Here is a 16,120-nt window from a genome sequence, read left to right on the forward strand (position 1 = left end):
CGGGAAATGTGAAAAGTCGCAGTGCGGTTCAGCCGTGCATGCGGGTGGAGTTCAGCTGGCCTCGCGCGTCGCGGGCCGGTTCGAGTTCGCTCGCTTCGATATCTTCGAGCGAGCGATTGCGCGTTTCGATGCCGAGGAAGAACACCACGCATGCGCCGATCACGAGCACTGTCGTGGTCATCGCGAACACACCGAGGAAGCCGAACAGCGGATAAACGAGGCCGACGAGAATCGGCGCGCTGACCGAGCCGATGCGGCCGAACGATGACGACGAACCCGTGCCCGTGGTGCGCACCGCGGTCGGAAACACCTCCGGCGTATAAGCGTAGACGCCGGCGAATGCGCCGTTCATGAAGAACGACAGCGCAATGCCCGCGGTCATGATCTGTATGCCGGTGTGAGAAAACGCTAGCGTGATCGCGGCGATACCGCCGAGCAGCATGTAGGAAGCGACCACCGCCTTGCGCCCGATCTTCTCGTTGAGCCAAGCGGCCGAGAAATAGCCGGGAATCTGCGCGCCATAGATCGCGATCGAATAGCCGAAGCTCTTCGTCATCGTCAGTCCTTCCTTGACGAGCAGGCTCGGGATCCACGAGAAGAACGAGTAGTACGCGAACGCAACCGAGAACCACATCAGCCAGCTGACCGCGGTCGTGCGCGCGAGTCGCGGCGACCACAGCGTCACCACGTTGCGCCATGCGTTGCCGCGCGCCGGCGTCGAGACCGGCGTGGGCACCGCGTGAAGCGCGTTGCTTGCGCTCACCGGAGCAAGCGCGATGCCGCGCTCGACGAACGCTGCTTCGATGCGGCCGACAATGCCGTTCGCCTCGTCCGCACGACCCTGGCTTTCGAGCCAGCGCGGCGATTCGGGCAGCGTCCGGCGCCACCACAGCAGCATCACGACTGGCAGCGACGTGATCACCGCCAGATAGCGCCAGCCGTCGGCGAAGTTGCGCACCACCGCGAAACCGAGAATCGACGAGGTTAGATAGCCGAACGACATGAACCCGACCAGCGCGCCGCAGAAAATGCCGCGATAGCGGCGCGGCACGAACTCGGCGAGAAACGGCGCGATCACCACGGTCTCCGCGCCCGAACCGAAGCCCGCGACGACGCGCAATGCGAAGAACGTGTGCCAGTCTTGCGCAGTCGCGCTCGCGAGCGACGCGACGCAATAGATGGCGAGCGCGCTCATCATGATGCGGCGTCGGCCGATCACGTCGGCGAGCACACCCGACAGGAATGCGCCGAAAAAGTAGCCGATATAGGTGCTGCTCGCGACCAGCCCGGTCTGCGCGCTCGTCAATTGCCACAGCTTGCTGACGACCGGCAGCAGAAATGCGAGCGACGACGAATCGAGTCCGTCGAACATGTACCCGAGCCCGCCGATCAGCAGCAGTCTGCGGTGAAAGCTCGATATGGGAAGTCTTTCCAGACGGGCGGCGACGGCGGACACGGCAACTTCTCCTGAGGAAATGGCGCGACGAGGCCGCGCGTTCTGTGCTGATGGCTGCTTCGGGCCGCTTATCGGCCGATCGCGTAGGCCTGCATCTGACGCGGCGTGGCCGCGCCTCGCATCAAACCGTTGCGGATCGCGACCGCGCAGACCCGGCCGAGCGCCCACGGCTCCGCAACGGTGAGATCGTGGCCGCGCGCGCGCAGTTCGGCGAGCGTACTGTCCGGAAAGCGCGACTCGGCGGACATCTTGCCGAGCTGCATCGCGCGGGGATAGAACGAGCCGGGGAAGTGCGCGGTCTGGAACGACGGCGCATCGGCGGCGGCCTGGAAGTTCATGCCGCCATGGACGTGCTTGAGGAACAGTTGCAGCGACCACTGATCCTGCTGGTCGCCGCCCGGCGTGCCGAAGGCTGCGTACGGCTTGCCGTCGCGCGTGACGAGCGTCGGCGACAGCGTGGTGCGCGGGCGGCGGCCCGGGCCGAGTGACGAAGGCAGGCCTTCTTCCATCCAGAACATCTGCGCGCGCGTGGTCACGTTGAAGCCGAGACCCGGCACCGCCGGCGACGCCTGCAGCCAGCCGCCCGACGGCGTAGCCGACACCATGTTGCCCCAGCGGTCGACCACGTCGAGATGCACGGTGTCGCCGCGCAATTCGGGCAGCGGCGCGAAGGTCGGCTCACCCTGACCGAAGCCGCCGGCCTGCTCGCGCCCGGCGTTCGCGACGATGCGCGCGGCGCGTTGCTCGCTGTCGCCGAGCAGCCCGGGGCGGAATTCGAACGACGCGCGGCGCGGATCGATGAGGCGGCGCCGCTCGTCGTTGTATGCGTCGCTGAGCAGCATGTCCATCGGCACATGGGAAAACGCCGGGTCGCCGTAGAACACTTCGCGATCGGCGAATGCGAGTTTCGAGCACTCGATCACCGTGTGCACGAAATCGGGTCCGAGGGGGTCCATCGCGCCGAGATCGAAGCCCTTCAGCAGCGCGAGCTGTTGCAGGAACATCGGGCCCTGGCCCCACGGGCCGGTTTTGTGCACGCGCAGGCCCGCGTAGTCGTACGACACCGGGTCTTCGTAGGTCGGCTCCCAGCGCGCGAGATCGCCAGCATCGAGCAGGCCGCTATTGCGCAGGCCCGAGGTGTCGAGTACGGCGGTCGAACGGAAGTACTGGTCGATCGCGTCGGCGACGAAGCCGCGATAGAAGGCATCGCGCGCGCGTTCGCACTGCTCGGCGCGATCGCTGCGCGTGTTCGCCTCACGCAGGATGCGCTTGTAGGTTTCGGCGATCGCCGGATTCGCGAACAACTGGTTCGGCATCGGCGCCTCGCCGTTGCGCAGCCATTGCTCGGCGGAGGTCGTCCATTCGGTGCGAAAGAAGTCCTGAATCGCGAGAATCGACGATGCCATGCGCGGCAGCACTGGATAGCCGTTTTCCGCGTAGCCGATCGCATAGCTCAGCACGTCTTCGAGCGGCAACTGGCCATAGTCGCGCAGCAGCGCCATCCATGCGCCGAACGCGCCCGGCACGACCGCGGGCAGCAGGCCCGTGCCCGGCACCACGTCGAGCCCCATCTTGCGCATCCGCTCGATGGTCATGCGCGCGGGCGTCACGCCCTGGCCGCACAGCACGCGCACGCGTTCTTCGCGCGCACTGTAGAACACCACCGGCAGTTCGCCACCCGGACCGTTCAGATGCGGCTCGACGATCTGCAGGACGAAGCCGGCCGCGGCGGCGGCGTCGAACGCATTGCCGCCTTTTTCGAGGACCGCCATCGCCGATGCGCTCGCGAGCCAGTGCGTCGAGGCCACCATGCCGAAGGTGCCGATCAGTTCTGGACGGGTTGTAAACGACATGCGCAACTCCTTGGCGACGACGGGTCCGAATGATTGAACCAATGCTTAATGGTTCGACTGGAGAAAATGAGAGCGTAAGTCTAACGAAGCCGGGTTGCACCCGGTGTTAACCCTCGAGCTGCGAGCCAGTATAGCGGATCAAAAATCACTGGGTGCTGCCGTGTCAAGTCGTTGCTATTCTGGTATCGTTGAGACCAATACACATTGGTTCATTGAATGACATGGAACAAACGGTACTGGCTGCGCTGCTCGACTACATCGCCGGCCATCAGTTGAAGGACGGTGACGCGCTGCCGCCCGAACGAAAGCTCGCCGAAGAACTGGACGTGAGCCGCCGCGAGTTGCGCGCGGCGCTCGCTTCACTCGAGGCGTCGGGGCGCGTGTGGCGCGGCGTCGGCCGCGGTACCTATCTGGGCGCGCGGCCGCTGAAGTTTGCGCCGACGCTGCGCGGCTTGCGCGCAGGTACCAGTCCCGCGGATATCGCCGAAATGCGGCTGCTGTTCGAGCCGGCGTTGGCGGCGCTGGCCGCTACGAAAGCGAGTGGTGACGATCTGCAGGAGCTGGAGAAGTGTGCACGCAAAAATGCCGCCGCGAAAAACGACGAAGAGTGGCAGCAATGGGATCATCGCTTTCATTTGCTGATCGGACATGCCACGCGTAATCCCGCGTTGATCGCTTTGATGGAGGTGATCAACGGCATGCGGGTGAAGCCGGAGGTTCGTGAGAAAACTTCCGCGCAGGAGACGCGGCAGTTTTTCGCGCAACAGCATCAGGCGATCGTCAATGCGCTGAAAGCGCGCGATTCGGACGCGGCCGCGCAATGCATGCGCGAGCATCTGCTGAGCGTGCAGTGGCGTGCGTCGGCGAAGACCGATGCAGCGGCGGTGCGGCGTGCGTGAGCTTGCCGTGGTGCCGCGCGTCGGTCATGCGATGGCGGAGCTTTACTGCGCAAGCTTCCGGTTCAACCGGCGCATGCCGTCGAAAACCGCATCGGCCACGTCCAGTGGAAAGTCGGCGGGCAGTTGCGACGCGACGGTGTCGATCACCGTCTCCGTTTGCGCGCTCAACTGATCGATCAGCGCATCGACATCGGTGGCGGAAAAGCCCACGCGTTGTCCTTCGGCCACCCAATGCCGGCGCTGGATCTGATTGAGCAGGTAGTGGACGTTCTTGCCGCGGACCGCCATCGCCAGTTTCACTTTTTGCGCCGCGAGACGTCCCGCACCGCTTCCGATGATCGGATGCGCGGACAGCACGTCGTAAAGCGGCGTGGCTTCGTAGCGATTGCCGGGCAGATGCGCGATGCTGAAATTCTTCGCGTGGCCATCGGTCGCGGCGAGCAGCCAGAAAACCAGCTGCGTCGCGAAGAAGTTGCGGCGGTCCGTCGTTGCGCGCGCGGAGCCCGCCAGTATCTCCATGATCGCCTCGATGCCCGGTCCGCCGTCGGACTCGTACTTGTGCAGCGCCGACGTGCCAGTGGCCTGACACATGTCCTCTTGCGGCAGACGCACGATCCACGTGGCGTCGCTCGACAGACGCCGATCGAAGCGCTCGACGATCAATACCTTCTGCTCGTCGAATCGCGCGATTTCGCAACGCGCGACGGGGAGCCCATAGGCCGCGACGATCTGCGAGCACAGCCATTCGTTTTCCACCGACGTGCGCATATCGGCGCGCATGTTACCGACGAGCCCGAGCGGCAGCTTGAATATATGCGTGGTCGGCGTGCTGCCTTCGGGCAGCAGCCAGCCGTTGCGATAACGGAGCAGCGCGGTTTTTTCCTGCGCACCGGCGATCGACAGACGCAGGTCTTCGAGCGGATCGTGCTGCCCGAGCGGCGCCGCCGACGTCGTGCCGCGCAGCAGCGCCGCGATGTCGCTGTCGCTGAGTTCGCGGCCGTGGATGCTCGTCAGGTCACTCGGCTCTTCGTCCGGCGGCAGCAGTTGCAAGGCACCGACGCAGTCGCGCCCGAGCGTGGTGAGCAACGCGAACGGCGCGGTGCTGCCGGTCCGGTAGCGCGCGGCGATGCGGCGCCGGATCGGTTCGCTGTCGGGCAGCAGGTTGTCGAAATAGTCGGCGACGATCTGGCCGCGATACGGCTGATTGCCCGGGGTGAACGGCAGCGACAGCGATAGCGGGCGTCCTTGTGGATCGCCGATCCATTCGTCGGCATAGGTCAGGCGTTCGCCGCTGCGTATCGTTTCCCATGTGCCGACCCGCAGGCCGTTCATCCATAGGTTCAGACGGTTCGGTGTGTTGCGCGCCATGCTTACCAGTCCTCCCGTTTCTTGCTGGCGCCGGCAGCTTTGGTTGCCTTGGCAGGCTTGACCGCTTTGGGCTTTTGGGAGGTGCTGGCGGGTTTGGCCGCTTTGGCGCCGCTGCTCGATGCCTGGGCTGCGGCGTGGTCGCTGGCATCACCGGCCGATGTCGTCGCCGCGCGGTGCGCCGCACCTTGCGCGCGTGTGGCGCGTTTGGCGTTGCCTTTTGCCGCGGCCGGCGCGGCGTCTTCCACGGCCACCTTTTGCGTCGATCCGCTCTGCGTGAGCTTCAGATCGACCTGCAAGACCCGTAACACCCTGAAGAGCCGTTCGACGCTGACGGCCGCCGGATTTGCTTCGAGTTGCGCGTAGGTCTGTTGCGTGACGCCGAGATGGGCGGCCATCGCGGTTTGAGTGAGCCCGGCGGCCTTCCTGAAGCCCTGCAGGATCGGTCTGAGCTGGCTCAGTGTCTTGATGGCGTAGTCCACGGTGGATCTCCGGTTCGGCTGCGGCGGCGTAACAGGCCACAAACTGTAAATTGCGGATACAGTCTATGCCCTGTATTTCGTAAATACAAGCTAAAGACTGTTAATGGTGGGCACGGAGATATTTGAAACGCTGTCCTCTCTCGCTGGTCATCACGCAACTAACGGTCAACCGCGCACCACCACCCACTTCGCTGCTGCGCAGCCAACCGCCGCAAGGAAAGTGTGATCGACAGGAGCCCGTTGGCCGACAGACGACGGCGTGAAATCCGCTGGGTCGCCGATAAGATGATGGACAAACGCATCAATAAAAAACGAACGTAATGCCAGAACAAGCGTCTCGAACGTAAATCGACAGATTCACATCGTTTTCAATTAACGCGATCTAATCAGGAAGCCGAATATTCACGACAGGAAGAAGAAACTGTGTTCGGATTGCGTGGAAAGAACACTGAATGGACATCGATAAAAAATCGCCAGCAATATCACCGCGCTCGATCGAGCGAAGGATAACCGATGAATGTTGACGCGAATTGCATCGCGCCCTTCGCTCGTAGAATGAGATTTGACACAAATTTCACGCGGCGTGCATCGAGCGGAAATGAGCTTGGAAATTGCAGAAAAGGCTGTAGACTCTATAGCGTGTGTTACGCGGCGATGTCAACGCCGTTTCAATCGTTGCGCGCACACAGCATGTGTGCAAATCACTCCAATCCGTCACGAGATTTTCTGCCATCAAGGTGTCTATTCGCTGATAAGACTCAACGCTAATAGACCCTGAACCGGCGAACCACGCCGACCGATGAACCTGAAAGGAGAATCGACGATACCCACAGACCACTCTTTCAAATAACGCGATCGACACCGCCGGATGCGGTCGCTGGCCGGCCGCTGGAGAACATAACTTCCCTGGAGTATGTGATGGCAAGCAAACCACAATGGCGAACGCTGTTATCTGTGACTTTTCTGTCGCTGGCAATGATGGGCAACGTCGCGCGTGCGGAAAACATTCCAATCGTCACGGGCCAGCAATGGATGCAGTCGACCGATGAGCAGAAGAAAGCGTATCTGGTCGGTATCTCGAATGTGATTGACATCGAGCGGGCCTATGCTGGCAACACGGCGAACAGCAATGACATCGCGCAGCGCTTCGGCAAGGGTATGCAAGGCCAGACGCTCGACAGCGTGCGTCAAGGCCTCGATAGCTACTACGCGGCCAATCCCACGATGATCCAGCACCCGGTGATCGAGACTCTCTGGTTCCAGATGGTCGTGCCCGGCCTGAAGAAAAATCAATAAGGAGAACGATCATGAAACGACTTGGGTGGATCGTTAGTATTGGCGCGCTGGCTGCGATGATCGGTTGCACGGACATGAGCCCGCGGACGCAGGGAACGATAGGCGGCGCGGCACTCGGCGCGGGCGCCGGTGCGGGTATCGCGGCGATCTCCGGCGGCGACGCGTGGACCGGCGCGATCATCGGCGGTGCGGCGGGCGGCGTGGCCGGCAATATCCGCGGCCGTTAGTCATTGCCAGCGAGCAGGCAGGGCCGGGGCGCGACGCGGGTCGCGTCCCGGCTTTTCGTTATTGAAGCGAACGGCCCGATGATTTGGCCTTGATGGGCAGCCCGTAGGCGTCGGGCGAAGCGACTTCGGAAGCGTCGCTGAAGGACTCTTCTTGCGACCATCCGCGTCTGGCATATCTTGCCTCCCCACCACGCCGCTTCGTCGATGCCGCGCCGCGCGCTCGGACGACAAAGTTTGAACCGCTGATTAAAAGCCCTTAGGATATCCACACCGAAGCCGTCCCGATGACGGCATGCGCACACCACGCAGAGAGCAGCCTGCGCGCGGTGCAACCTTCATCTCATCAAGAGAACACGAATGCTGCGCACGTCGCTGAAGGTAATAAAGATAAGTGCATGGGTTCTGGTGCTGCTGGCGGTGCTCGCATTGGGGCTACGCGCGTGGTATTCGCAGCGCGGGCCGGAGCTGTCGGTATGGCACACCTATGTGCCGCGCGAAATGACCGTCGAGGAAATGGACACCGCCGACTGGAACGCGTACGTCAAGGCGGAAAACCGGATTTTCGAGGACGTGCGCGCCAATGTCGTCGATAAGATCCGGCCGTCGGAGCGCATTTCGGCGAACCGTTATTACGAGGGCTCGCCGATTTTTCCGTGGCATTTCGCCGAAAACTGGAATCGCTCGTACATTCTCGAACCGTCGGGGCCACCCGTCGGCGCGGTCGTGCTGCTGCACGGCATGACGGATGCGCCGTACAGCATGCGGCATATCGCGCGTCGATATCGCGATCGCGGTTTCGTCGCGATCGGCATCCGCTTGCCGGGACATGGCACGGTGCCGGCGGGGCTCACCGACGTGCACTGGAAGGACTGGACCGCAGCCACGCGGCTCGCGGTACGCGAAGCGCGACGTCGCGTGGGGCCGGACAAGCCGATCGAGCTGGTCGGGTTTTCGAACGGCGGCGCGCTTGCGCTGCAATATGCGCTCGACGCGATCGAGAATCCCGCGCTCGCGCGTCCGACGCGCGTCGTGCTGATCTCGCCGATGATCGGCGTTACACGCTACGCGCGCTTTGCCGGTCTCGCCGGATTGCCCGCGGTGCTGCCGGCCTTTGCGCGCGCCGCGTGGCTCGGTATCGTGCCGGAGTTCAACCCGTTCAAGTACAACTCGTTTCCAGTGAATGGCGCGCGGCAGTCCTATCTGCTCACGAGCGTGATTCAGGAACAGATTGCGCGGCTCGAGCGCGAGAACCGGCTCGATTCGTTGCCGCCAATTCTGACGTTCCAGTCGGTGACGGATTTCACGGTCAGCACGCCCGCGGTGATGTCGTTGCTCTACGACAAGCTGCCTGAGAACGGCAGCGAAGTCGTGCTGTTCGACGTTAACCGCAGCGTGCGCTTCAGGACCTTCCTACGCAACGCGTCGTACACGGCGCTCTCGCGACTGTTGCGCATCGGTCCGCAGAACTATCGCACCACGGTGATCGCCAACGTGTCGCCGGATTCGGCGCATACTGTCGAGCGCAGCGTTTATGCGGGAGAAGTGCAAACGCGCGTCAAGCCGCTGGACATCGATTATCCGCAGGATATTTTCTCGTTGTCGCACGTCGCGATTCCTTTCCCGATCACCGACGCGCTGTACGGCATCGCGCCGGACGATTCGGAGAACTTCAACGAGAACCTCGGTACGCTCGCGCCGCGCGGCGAACGCGGCACGCTGATTCTGACGCTCGATTCGATGTTCCGCATCGCGTCGAATCCGTTCTTCCCGTATTTGCTGCAGCGGATCGACGAAGGCATCGGCAAGATGCCGCCGCCGGTGGTTAAGTCACCGCCGCGCACGCACGAAACGGCGGGCGGTCCACCCGACGATTTCGCGGCGGACCTGAACGCGCTGGGGGAGGTAGACTCGGACGAACCTTGAGGTGTGGATCGCCGTCTGCTTTTTCGCGCGAAGAGCGACGTTACGGCTGATACGACGAATCGACGATCGTCCACAGCGCCGCTTTTGGCTTCAGGTTCGCATCGAACGGCAGCGGCAGGTTGTTGCGGGGCACCGGCGTCGACGTCAGCCACGTGTGCTTGTCGGAGTAGCCCCAGAACGTCACCGCCTTGATGCTTGGCTCCTGCTCGAATAGAGCGAACACCGCGCGATAACGCTCGGCCTGCGCACGCATGATGTCGTTCGGAACCGGATGGCCGAGGTCCGGCAGACATGCGTGCGGATTGCTCCAGCATTCTCCCGGATCGGTATAGAGGCTCACGTCGAGTTCGGTCACCTGGTTTTCTAGGCCTAGCGCGGCGACGTCGTCGAATGCCTGCTTGATGTTCGGCAGCGGCGGCCAGTTCACGCTGATGTGCATCTGATGCCCGACACCGTCGATCGGCACGCCCTGCGCGCGCAAATCGCGGATCACGGCGAGCAGCTTTGCGCGCTTGCGCGGATCGTCGGTGGTGTACTCGTTGATATAGAGCTTCACGTCCGGGTCCGCCGCGCGCGCCGCGCGGAACCCGATTGCGATGTAGTCCTTGCCGAGAGCGCGATACCACGGACTGTCTTCGCGATACACCTGATGTGGATCGTCGCTGATCACTTCGTTGACCACGTCCCACGCATAGACCTTGCCTCGGAAGTGTGTGACGACGTCGGTTATATATCGATCGAGCCGCTTCGCGACGATGTCGTGGTAGTGCGGATCTTTCGGATCGCCGGCGAAGAACCAGTCCGGCGCCTCGGTCCAGTCGCCGGCCTTGAAGTGCCACACGAGCGTATGGCCGCGCACTGCAATGCCGTGCGCCTCAGCGAACGCGACGATTCTGTCGGCCGGCACGAAGTTGTACTTGCCTTGCGCGACGCCGATCGTGCCCGGCTTCATCTTGTTCTCGGCGGTCAGGCTCGAGAACTGAGCCGCGATCAGCGTCGCGTCGGCCGGACTGTCGATCGATTCGGGTTCGATCGCCGCGCCGACCTTGAAGTGGGCGGCCATCACACTGCGCAGCGGCGGCAGCGCGTCAGCGGGCGCCGCGGCGAGCGGCGGGCCATCATGAGCGACGGCCGCCTGGTTGAGCGCGCAGCCTGCGGTGCATGCGAGCGTACAAATGCTGACGGCTGCGCACAGCATGCGCATCGAGGTCCGTAAACGACGCACTCCTGGTCTCCTGTGAGGAAATACCGGTTCGGCTGCTTTTCTAACCACTTATAACGTTATCGGTAACAAAGACGATATTAAGCAGCGTCCCGCGTCCCCGCTATGAGGGATTTACCCGACAGATCAACGAAATGACGGAGGGTGGACAAGCGTGGAGTCGACCGGTTCGACCCGGCGGCCGATGAAAGCGCTTTCAGATAGGGGTGCACGAACCGCCCGCGCGCCTGACCGTGCGAAACAGGACGCCAGTCACTCAATCCGACTGGCGGAACAGGAAAACGGAATCCCCTAACGCGCGGGGTCTGCTTCAATCGACGTCCGCGCGCCGCGATTCAGTTCGATCTCAATGCCCGTTCAACGAGCCACCGTCGGGCGTGAGCCGGTTGTCCACCGAGGTGACACCGGGCACCGACATCGCAGCCCGTTCGGCACGCGCGACATGCTCCCGCTCGGGCACAAATCCGAGCAGCATGATTTGCCCCGAGTGGGCAAAGACAAACACATGTGACATCCCGACGCCGCTGTGCGCCTCCGCAACCCGCACGCTATGAGCGAGTTGTTGGTCGGTGGCTTGCGAATCCTGAGCATGGGCGATCGGCGCGATTGCGCCTGAAATCAGCAACGCGAGAGTAGAAACAAGGGTTGTTTTCACGATACCTCCTTATTAAATGCCAAGGTGTGCCGGCAAAATCCGCCGGCAAATCTTCCGGTCCGACTCCATGCGAGGCCTCGGAAGTGCATTGGACAAAACCCCCTCTTTCACTGCTTGCGTCGCGGTTATCGCGGTTGCGCGTCGAGGTTTGGCCAGTCGGGGCGTTGGGCGGTCAAGCCGTCGCCCGCAGAAAAGTTCGCAAGGGCAGCGTGTTCGAGCGCGACGTCGCAGGGGCGGCGTGGCGGGGAACAGCGAGAGCCGAGGGATGGGAGCTGGTTGGAGCGTTCGTGACGGAGCGCGAGAGCCAGACGGATGCGCTGACAATCCCGCACTCAGCCTGCTATGCGGCTGAGCCCGGCTCGTTGCCCGGCATCGTATGCATTGATGATAGTCGGTAATGTCCGCCGCTGCTGACTGCTCCAAGGCCAGTTCGTCAAGCGCAAACCGTCAATGCAAGCGCGCCGGGTCGTTGCATCTTCGCAACAACGAACGCGAGATTCTTCTTGCATTCGAGCGCGTTCTCCTTGTTAAGCGAGCGCTGAGCGACGCGCGAGACGGATTCACGCATCGTTACGGTTCGTGAATTCAAACGGATTTCCGACGCTTGTGACCATCACCTAATGGTCACAAAGCAGGGTGCTACTTCGGGATCGGGCGGCGCGCAACTGTTATCGATAACAGCGTTTTCCCTGAGCCGTTAGTTCGATGCGCGGCGCAAGGTCATCCCTATAATCGCCTCGAAATGTGATGCGAATACGAAGCGAACATTTCGGCAAGAGGGGAAACGTGTGAGAACGCGTGCGTCCTGTGCGGCTTGGAGACGCCAAAATATATATAGGATATCTAAATGAAGAAGAAGCTTATTGCTGTGGCTGTGATGGCAGCCGCGACGACGGTGGCTCATGCGCAGAGCAGCGTCACCCTGTATGGCCGTATCGACAACGGCATCCAGTTTGAAACCGGCCTTCCGGGCGGCCACGCATGGTCAGCCCAAAGCGGTGACTGGGGTTGCTCGTGGTTCGGCCTCATCGGCTCCGAAGATCTCGGCGGTGGCACGAAGACGATCTTTCAGTTGGAGGGGCAACTCAATACGATGACTGGTGCATCGGCGGGCAATCTGTTCGGCCGCCACGCAACGGTGGGCTTTACGAACGACAGCTGGGGTCTGTTCAAGATCGGTAACCTCGGCGCCGGCGAACTGGCGCAAGACAGCTGGGGCACCGACCCGCAGGTGATGCAGCGCTACGCGATCTCGACCCTGGTGCGCGGCCGTAACTGGACGAGCACCAGCAACGGCGCGGAGTACAACTCGCCGGTGCTGTTCGGCGGCCTCGTGCTGAAGGGCCAGTATTCGCTGACCAACAACACGAGCTGGAACTCGGCACCGGTCAACGCGGCGGGTGTGCCGACCGGCCAGGGGCGTACGAACGCGGTTGAGGGCGTCTATACGTGGGGCTCGGGCGACTTCCGGGTGATCTACGACGAAGTGCGCGGCGCCAACGGCTCGTTCAACAACGTGTACTCCGCTTCGCGCGACATTCTCGTCGGCGGTAGCTACGTGATCGGTCCTGTCAAGCTGTACGCGGGCTATCAGCACCTGAGCGCGCCTGACGCAACCAACGCGAGCGTCGGCGTGACCGATGCGTCGCAGCCGCTCGGCGTGAGCGCACCGACCAGCGTGAACCACGAATGGTTCGGCGCCGCATGGCAGGTCACGGCACCCACGCTCTTGACGGCAGCGGTCTACCACGCGAACGCGAACAACGGCAACGGCAACGCGACGCTGTTCACGCTCGCCGGTACGTACGCGTTGTCGAAGCGCACGTTCCTGTACACGGAAGCCGGCTATGTGCACAACAGCTCGACGTCGAATCTGAACCTCGGCAACGGGCCGTACGGCAACAACAACTTCAATCCGGTGACGGGCACGTCGTCGAACAGCAACCCGAACTATGGTCATAGCCAGACTGGCGTCTTCGCCGGGATCATGCATTCGTTCTGAGTTGAGGTTGCCTGACCAGCAATCGTAGTGATCTCTTTGTTTCAAGGACTGTTTATTTCTCTTTCATAGAGAGGCCGGTGCGACGCCTCCTCCACCCTCGTCGCATCGGCTGCTTTTTCTCTTTATTCGATTTCACCATCGGACGGACTGCGTTTCTTCCTATCTGAAAGCGCTTTCATCACAGGATTCAGGCAGAACTCATGACCCACGACGGCTCAAACGACAACCCCGGCGCGCCCAAGGTACCCAACGTGACGCTCGAGGCCATCGCGCGCGCGGCCGGTGTTTCTCCGAGTACCGTATCGCGGATCCTGAACGGTTCTGCGCGCGTGCTTCCCGCCAAGCAGCAGGCGGTTGAGGAGGCGATCGCGCGTTTCAACTATCGGCCGAACGTGCTCGCGCGCAGTCTCGCGAGCGGCCGGACCGAAACGATCGGCGTATTGACACAGGCGGTGTCGAGTCCGTTTTACGCCGAGTGGCTACGAGGTATCGAAGAGTCGCTGTCCGAGCCGGGCTTTACGCCGATCTTCGTGAGCAGCCGCTGGAACATCGCCGACGAAAAGGCGCGCCTCGAGCAGTTCATCGCCCGGCGTGTCGACGGAATCATCCTGCTGCACGCGCAACTCGATGAGTCGACGTTGACCGACTACTCGCGGCACGCACCGATGCTCGTATTGGGCCGCTCGGTGCAGAACAGCGCGACGCTCGCGGGCCTGCCGATCGACAACATGCAGGGCGCTCGCGACGCGACCCACCATCTGATCGAGCAAGGCCATCGCGAGATCGCCTTCATCGCCGGGCCGGCCAGTCACGAGGATGCGATCGAGCGTCTCGTCGGCTACCGGACCGCGCTCGAGGAAGCGGGCATCGGCTTCGATGCCGACCTCGTCGAGCAGGGCGATTACCTCGAAACGGGCGGCGTCGCCGCGATGGAGCGGCTGATGGCGCGCCATCCATCGTTCAGCGCCGTATTCTGCGCAAACGATCAGACCGCCTACGGCGCGCGCCTCGCGATGTTCCGCCGCGGCGTGCGGGTGCCGGACGACGTGTCTCTGGTCGGCTTCGACGACCTGCCGACCTCGTCGTACATGACGCCGCCGTTGACGACGGTTCGCCAGCCGACTTATGAAATCGGCCGACTCGCCGCGCAGGGCATCGTGCAGATGATCCGCAAGCAGTCGATCGCGCTCAGCCCGATTCCGCTCACGCTCGTGACGCGCGAAACCACGCGTCGAATCACGCCGCCGGTAGAGCAGGGGGATACGCATGCGTAGCGGCTTTTTTTCGTCGAGACGTGAAAGCGCTTTCAGATATCGGCAGTCAAGCAGAGATTCGCAGCACATTCAGCACCAAGCAAAGCAGCACCAAGCAAAGCAGCAACAAAGACAACAGGGGAAGTAGGTCGCAGCAACCGGGTATTCATCAAATGCAGTTCAAACAGGGTTCTTTAGGAGACGAGTAATGAAATTCCGCTTTTCAGGCTCTGCCGCCGCCGTTCTGCTCAGCCTGGCAGCAGTCGGCGCGCACGCCAACACCACGTTGAACGTCGCGGTCTTTCCGAAGCTGGATCAGGAAATCAAGGACGCGCTGCCGGCGTGGAAGAAGCTGCATCCGGACGTCGACGTTAAGGTGTCGTCGCTCCAGATCGCCGATCACCACAACGCAATGACCACCGCGCTCGCGACGAGCTCGAATCTGCCCGACGTGATGGCGGTCGAGGTCGGCTTCATCGGCCGCTTTGCGGCGGGCGGCGGTCTCGAAGATCTGTCGAAGGCTCCGTATAGCGCGGGCCAGTACAAGAGCCAGTTCATCAACTACACGTTCGCGCAGGCGACCACGCAGGACGGCGCGATCGTCGGCATGCCGGCCGATATCGGTCCGGGCACGCTGTTCTATCGCAAGGACATTCTCGAAAAGGCGGGCGTGACCGAAGCCGATCTGACCAAGTCGTGGGACTCGTATCTGGCGTCCGGCGTGAAGATCAAGAAGGCGACGGGTGCGTACCTGATGGCATCGTCGCGTGATATCGAGGACATCTACATTCGTGCCGACCTGAAGGAAGGCGATGGGGTGTACTTCGACAAGGCCGGCAATCCGATCGTCACGTCGCCGCGTTTCGTGAAGGCGTTCGAGCTCGCGAAGAAAGCGCGCGACCTCGGTCTCGACGCGAAGATCACTCCGTGGTCGAACGAATGGGCCGAGAGCTTCAAGCGCGGCACCGTCGCGACGCAAATGATGGGCGCATGGCTCGGTGGCCACCTGTCGTCGTGGATCGCACCGGACACGAAGGGTCTGTGGCGCGCGGCCAATCTGCCGAACAACGCGTACGCATCGTTCGGCGGGACGTTCTGGTCGATTCCGGCGAAAGCGACGCAAAAGCCGATGTCGTGGGAATTCATCAAGTTCCTGACGACGCGCAAGGACACGCAGCTCGCTTCGTTCCGTTCGATCGACGCATTCCCGTCGCTGCTCTCCGCGCAGACCGATTCGTTCTTCGCCGAGCCGGTGTCATTCCTCGGCGACGAGAAGGCGCGCCTGATCTGGCGTGATGCGGCCTCGCACATCCCGGCGATCCAGCGCAGCAAGTACGACCAGGTCGCTGAAGAGGCGGTGCATTCGGCGCTCGACAAGGTCGTCGACGATGGCGCAGACGTGCATACCGCGCTGCAGGAAGCGCAGGACCAGATCGCCCATCGGGTCCGCCGTTAAGCGGTATTGATGCAAGGTCGCGGCACGCTGC

Annotated in this window: 13 protein-coding genes; 7 read left to right on the forward strand and 6 right to left on the reverse strand. The window is 62.5% G+C overall.

Translation table 11 applies throughout. The features are described 5' to 3' along the window. Positions 1–28: 28 nt before the first annotated feature. Together AB3X89_RS07715 and AB3X89_RS07720 are read right to left on the reverse strand one after the other, a co-directional pair. On the reverse strand, positions 29–1,456 hold the full coding sequence (locus AB3X89_RS07715) for an MFS transporter (protein WP_368582628.1): 1,428 nt from the start codon (positions 1,454–1,456) through the stop codon (positions 29–31). A 68-nt stretch (positions 1,457–1,524) separates the two neighbouring features. Beyond that, positions 1,525–3,309: a gamma-glutamyltransferase family protein gene (locus tag AB3X89_RS07720; protein WP_368582629.1), complete on the reverse strand. Its 1,785-nt coding sequence runs from the start codon at positions 3,307–3,309 to the stop codon at positions 1,525–1,527. A gap of 221 nt (positions 3,310–3,530) precedes the next feature. Between AB3X89_RS07720 and AB3X89_RS07725 the strand changes: the two genes are divergently transcribed. Next, positions 3,531–4,208: a FadR/GntR family transcriptional regulator gene (locus tag AB3X89_RS07725; RefSeq protein WP_368582630.1), complete on the forward strand. Its 678-nt coding sequence runs from the start codon at positions 3,531–3,533 to the stop codon at positions 4,206–4,208. 42 nt (positions 4,209–4,250) lie between these two features. Here AB3X89_RS07725 and AB3X89_RS07730 read toward each other — a convergent pair whose 3' ends face one another. Both AB3X89_RS07730 and AB3X89_RS07735 read right to left on the reverse strand, forming a co-directional pair. Continuing rightward, positions 4,251–5,576 carry a type II toxin-antitoxin system HipA family toxin gene (locus AB3X89_RS07730; RefSeq protein WP_368582631.1) on the reverse strand — a complete coding sequence of 442 codons (1,326 nt, stop codon included), beginning with the start codon at positions 5,574–5,576 and terminating at the stop codon, positions 4,251–4,253. A 2-nt stretch (positions 5,577–5,578) separates the two neighbouring features. After that, on the reverse strand, positions 5,579–6,055 hold the full coding sequence (locus AB3X89_RS07735; protein ID WP_368582632.1) for a helix-turn-helix transcriptional regulator: 477 nt from the start codon (positions 6,053–6,055) through the stop codon (positions 5,579–5,581). 918 nt (positions 6,056–6,973) lie between these two features. Between AB3X89_RS07735 and AB3X89_RS07740 the strand changes: the two genes are divergently transcribed. The 3 genes from AB3X89_RS07740 to AB3X89_RS07750 all read left to right on the forward strand — a co-directional run bounded on the left by AB3X89_RS07740 (position 6,974) and on the right by AB3X89_RS07750 (position 9,501). Beyond that, complete coding sequence (locus AB3X89_RS07740) at positions 6,974–7,351, forward strand: hypothetical protein (protein ID WP_176121532.1); 378 nt, start codon at positions 6,974–6,976, stop codon at positions 7,349–7,351. 11 nt (positions 7,352–7,362) lie between these two features. Continuing rightward, positions 7,363–7,578, forward strand: coding sequence for a hypothetical protein (locus AB3X89_RS07745; protein ID WP_018433676.1), 216 nt, complete (start codon positions 7,363–7,365; stop codon positions 7,576–7,578). A 357-nt stretch (positions 7,579–7,935) separates the two neighbouring features. After that, the gene (locus tag AB3X89_RS07750) at positions 7,936–9,501 is read left to right on the forward strand and encodes an alpha/beta hydrolase (RefSeq protein ID WP_368582633.1); all 1,566 of its coding nucleotides are present in this window, start codon (positions 7,936–7,938) and stop codon (positions 9,499–9,501) included. Between the two features lie 40 nt (positions 9,502–9,541). Here AB3X89_RS07750 and AB3X89_RS07755 read toward each other — a convergent pair whose 3' ends face one another. Both AB3X89_RS07755 and AB3X89_RS07760 read right to left on the reverse strand, forming a co-directional pair. Continuing rightward, positions 9,542–10,726: an endo-1,4-beta-xylanase gene (locus tag AB3X89_RS07755; RefSeq protein ID WP_368582634.1), complete on the reverse strand. Its 1,185-nt coding sequence runs from the start codon at positions 10,724–10,726 to the stop codon at positions 9,542–9,544. A 343-nt stretch (positions 10,727–11,069) separates the two neighbouring features. Then, on the reverse strand, positions 11,070–11,378 hold the full coding sequence (locus tag AB3X89_RS07760) for a BON domain-containing protein (protein WP_368582635.1): 309 nt from the start codon (positions 11,376–11,378) through the stop codon (positions 11,070–11,072). 847 nt (positions 11,379–12,225) lie between these two features. Here AB3X89_RS07760 and AB3X89_RS07765 point away from each other — a divergent pair. From AB3X89_RS07765 to AB3X89_RS07775, 3 genes are all read left to right on the forward strand, one after another. Further along, complete coding sequence (locus tag AB3X89_RS07765; protein WP_013093939.1) at positions 12,226–13,380, forward strand: porin; 1,155 nt, start codon at positions 12,226–12,228, stop codon at positions 13,378–13,380. 200 nt (positions 13,381–13,580) lie between these two features. Next, positions 13,581–14,654, forward strand: a complete 1,074-nt coding sequence (locus tag AB3X89_RS07770; RefSeq protein WP_368582636.1) for a LacI family DNA-binding transcriptional regulator — start codon at positions 13,581–13,583, stop codon at positions 14,652–14,654. 187 nt (positions 14,655–14,841) lie between these two features. Continuing rightward, on the forward strand, positions 14,842–16,089 hold the full coding sequence (locus tag AB3X89_RS07775; protein WP_368582637.1) for an ABC transporter substrate-binding protein: 1,248 nt from the start codon (positions 14,842–14,844) through the stop codon (positions 16,087–16,089). Positions 16,090–16,120: the final 31 nt, after the last annotated feature.

The organism is Paraburkholderia sp. BR14320 (genome assembly GCF_040948665.1).
Taxonomy (GTDB): domain Bacteria; phylum Pseudomonadota; class Gammaproteobacteria; order Burkholderiales; family Burkholderiaceae; genus Paraburkholderia; species Paraburkholderia youngii.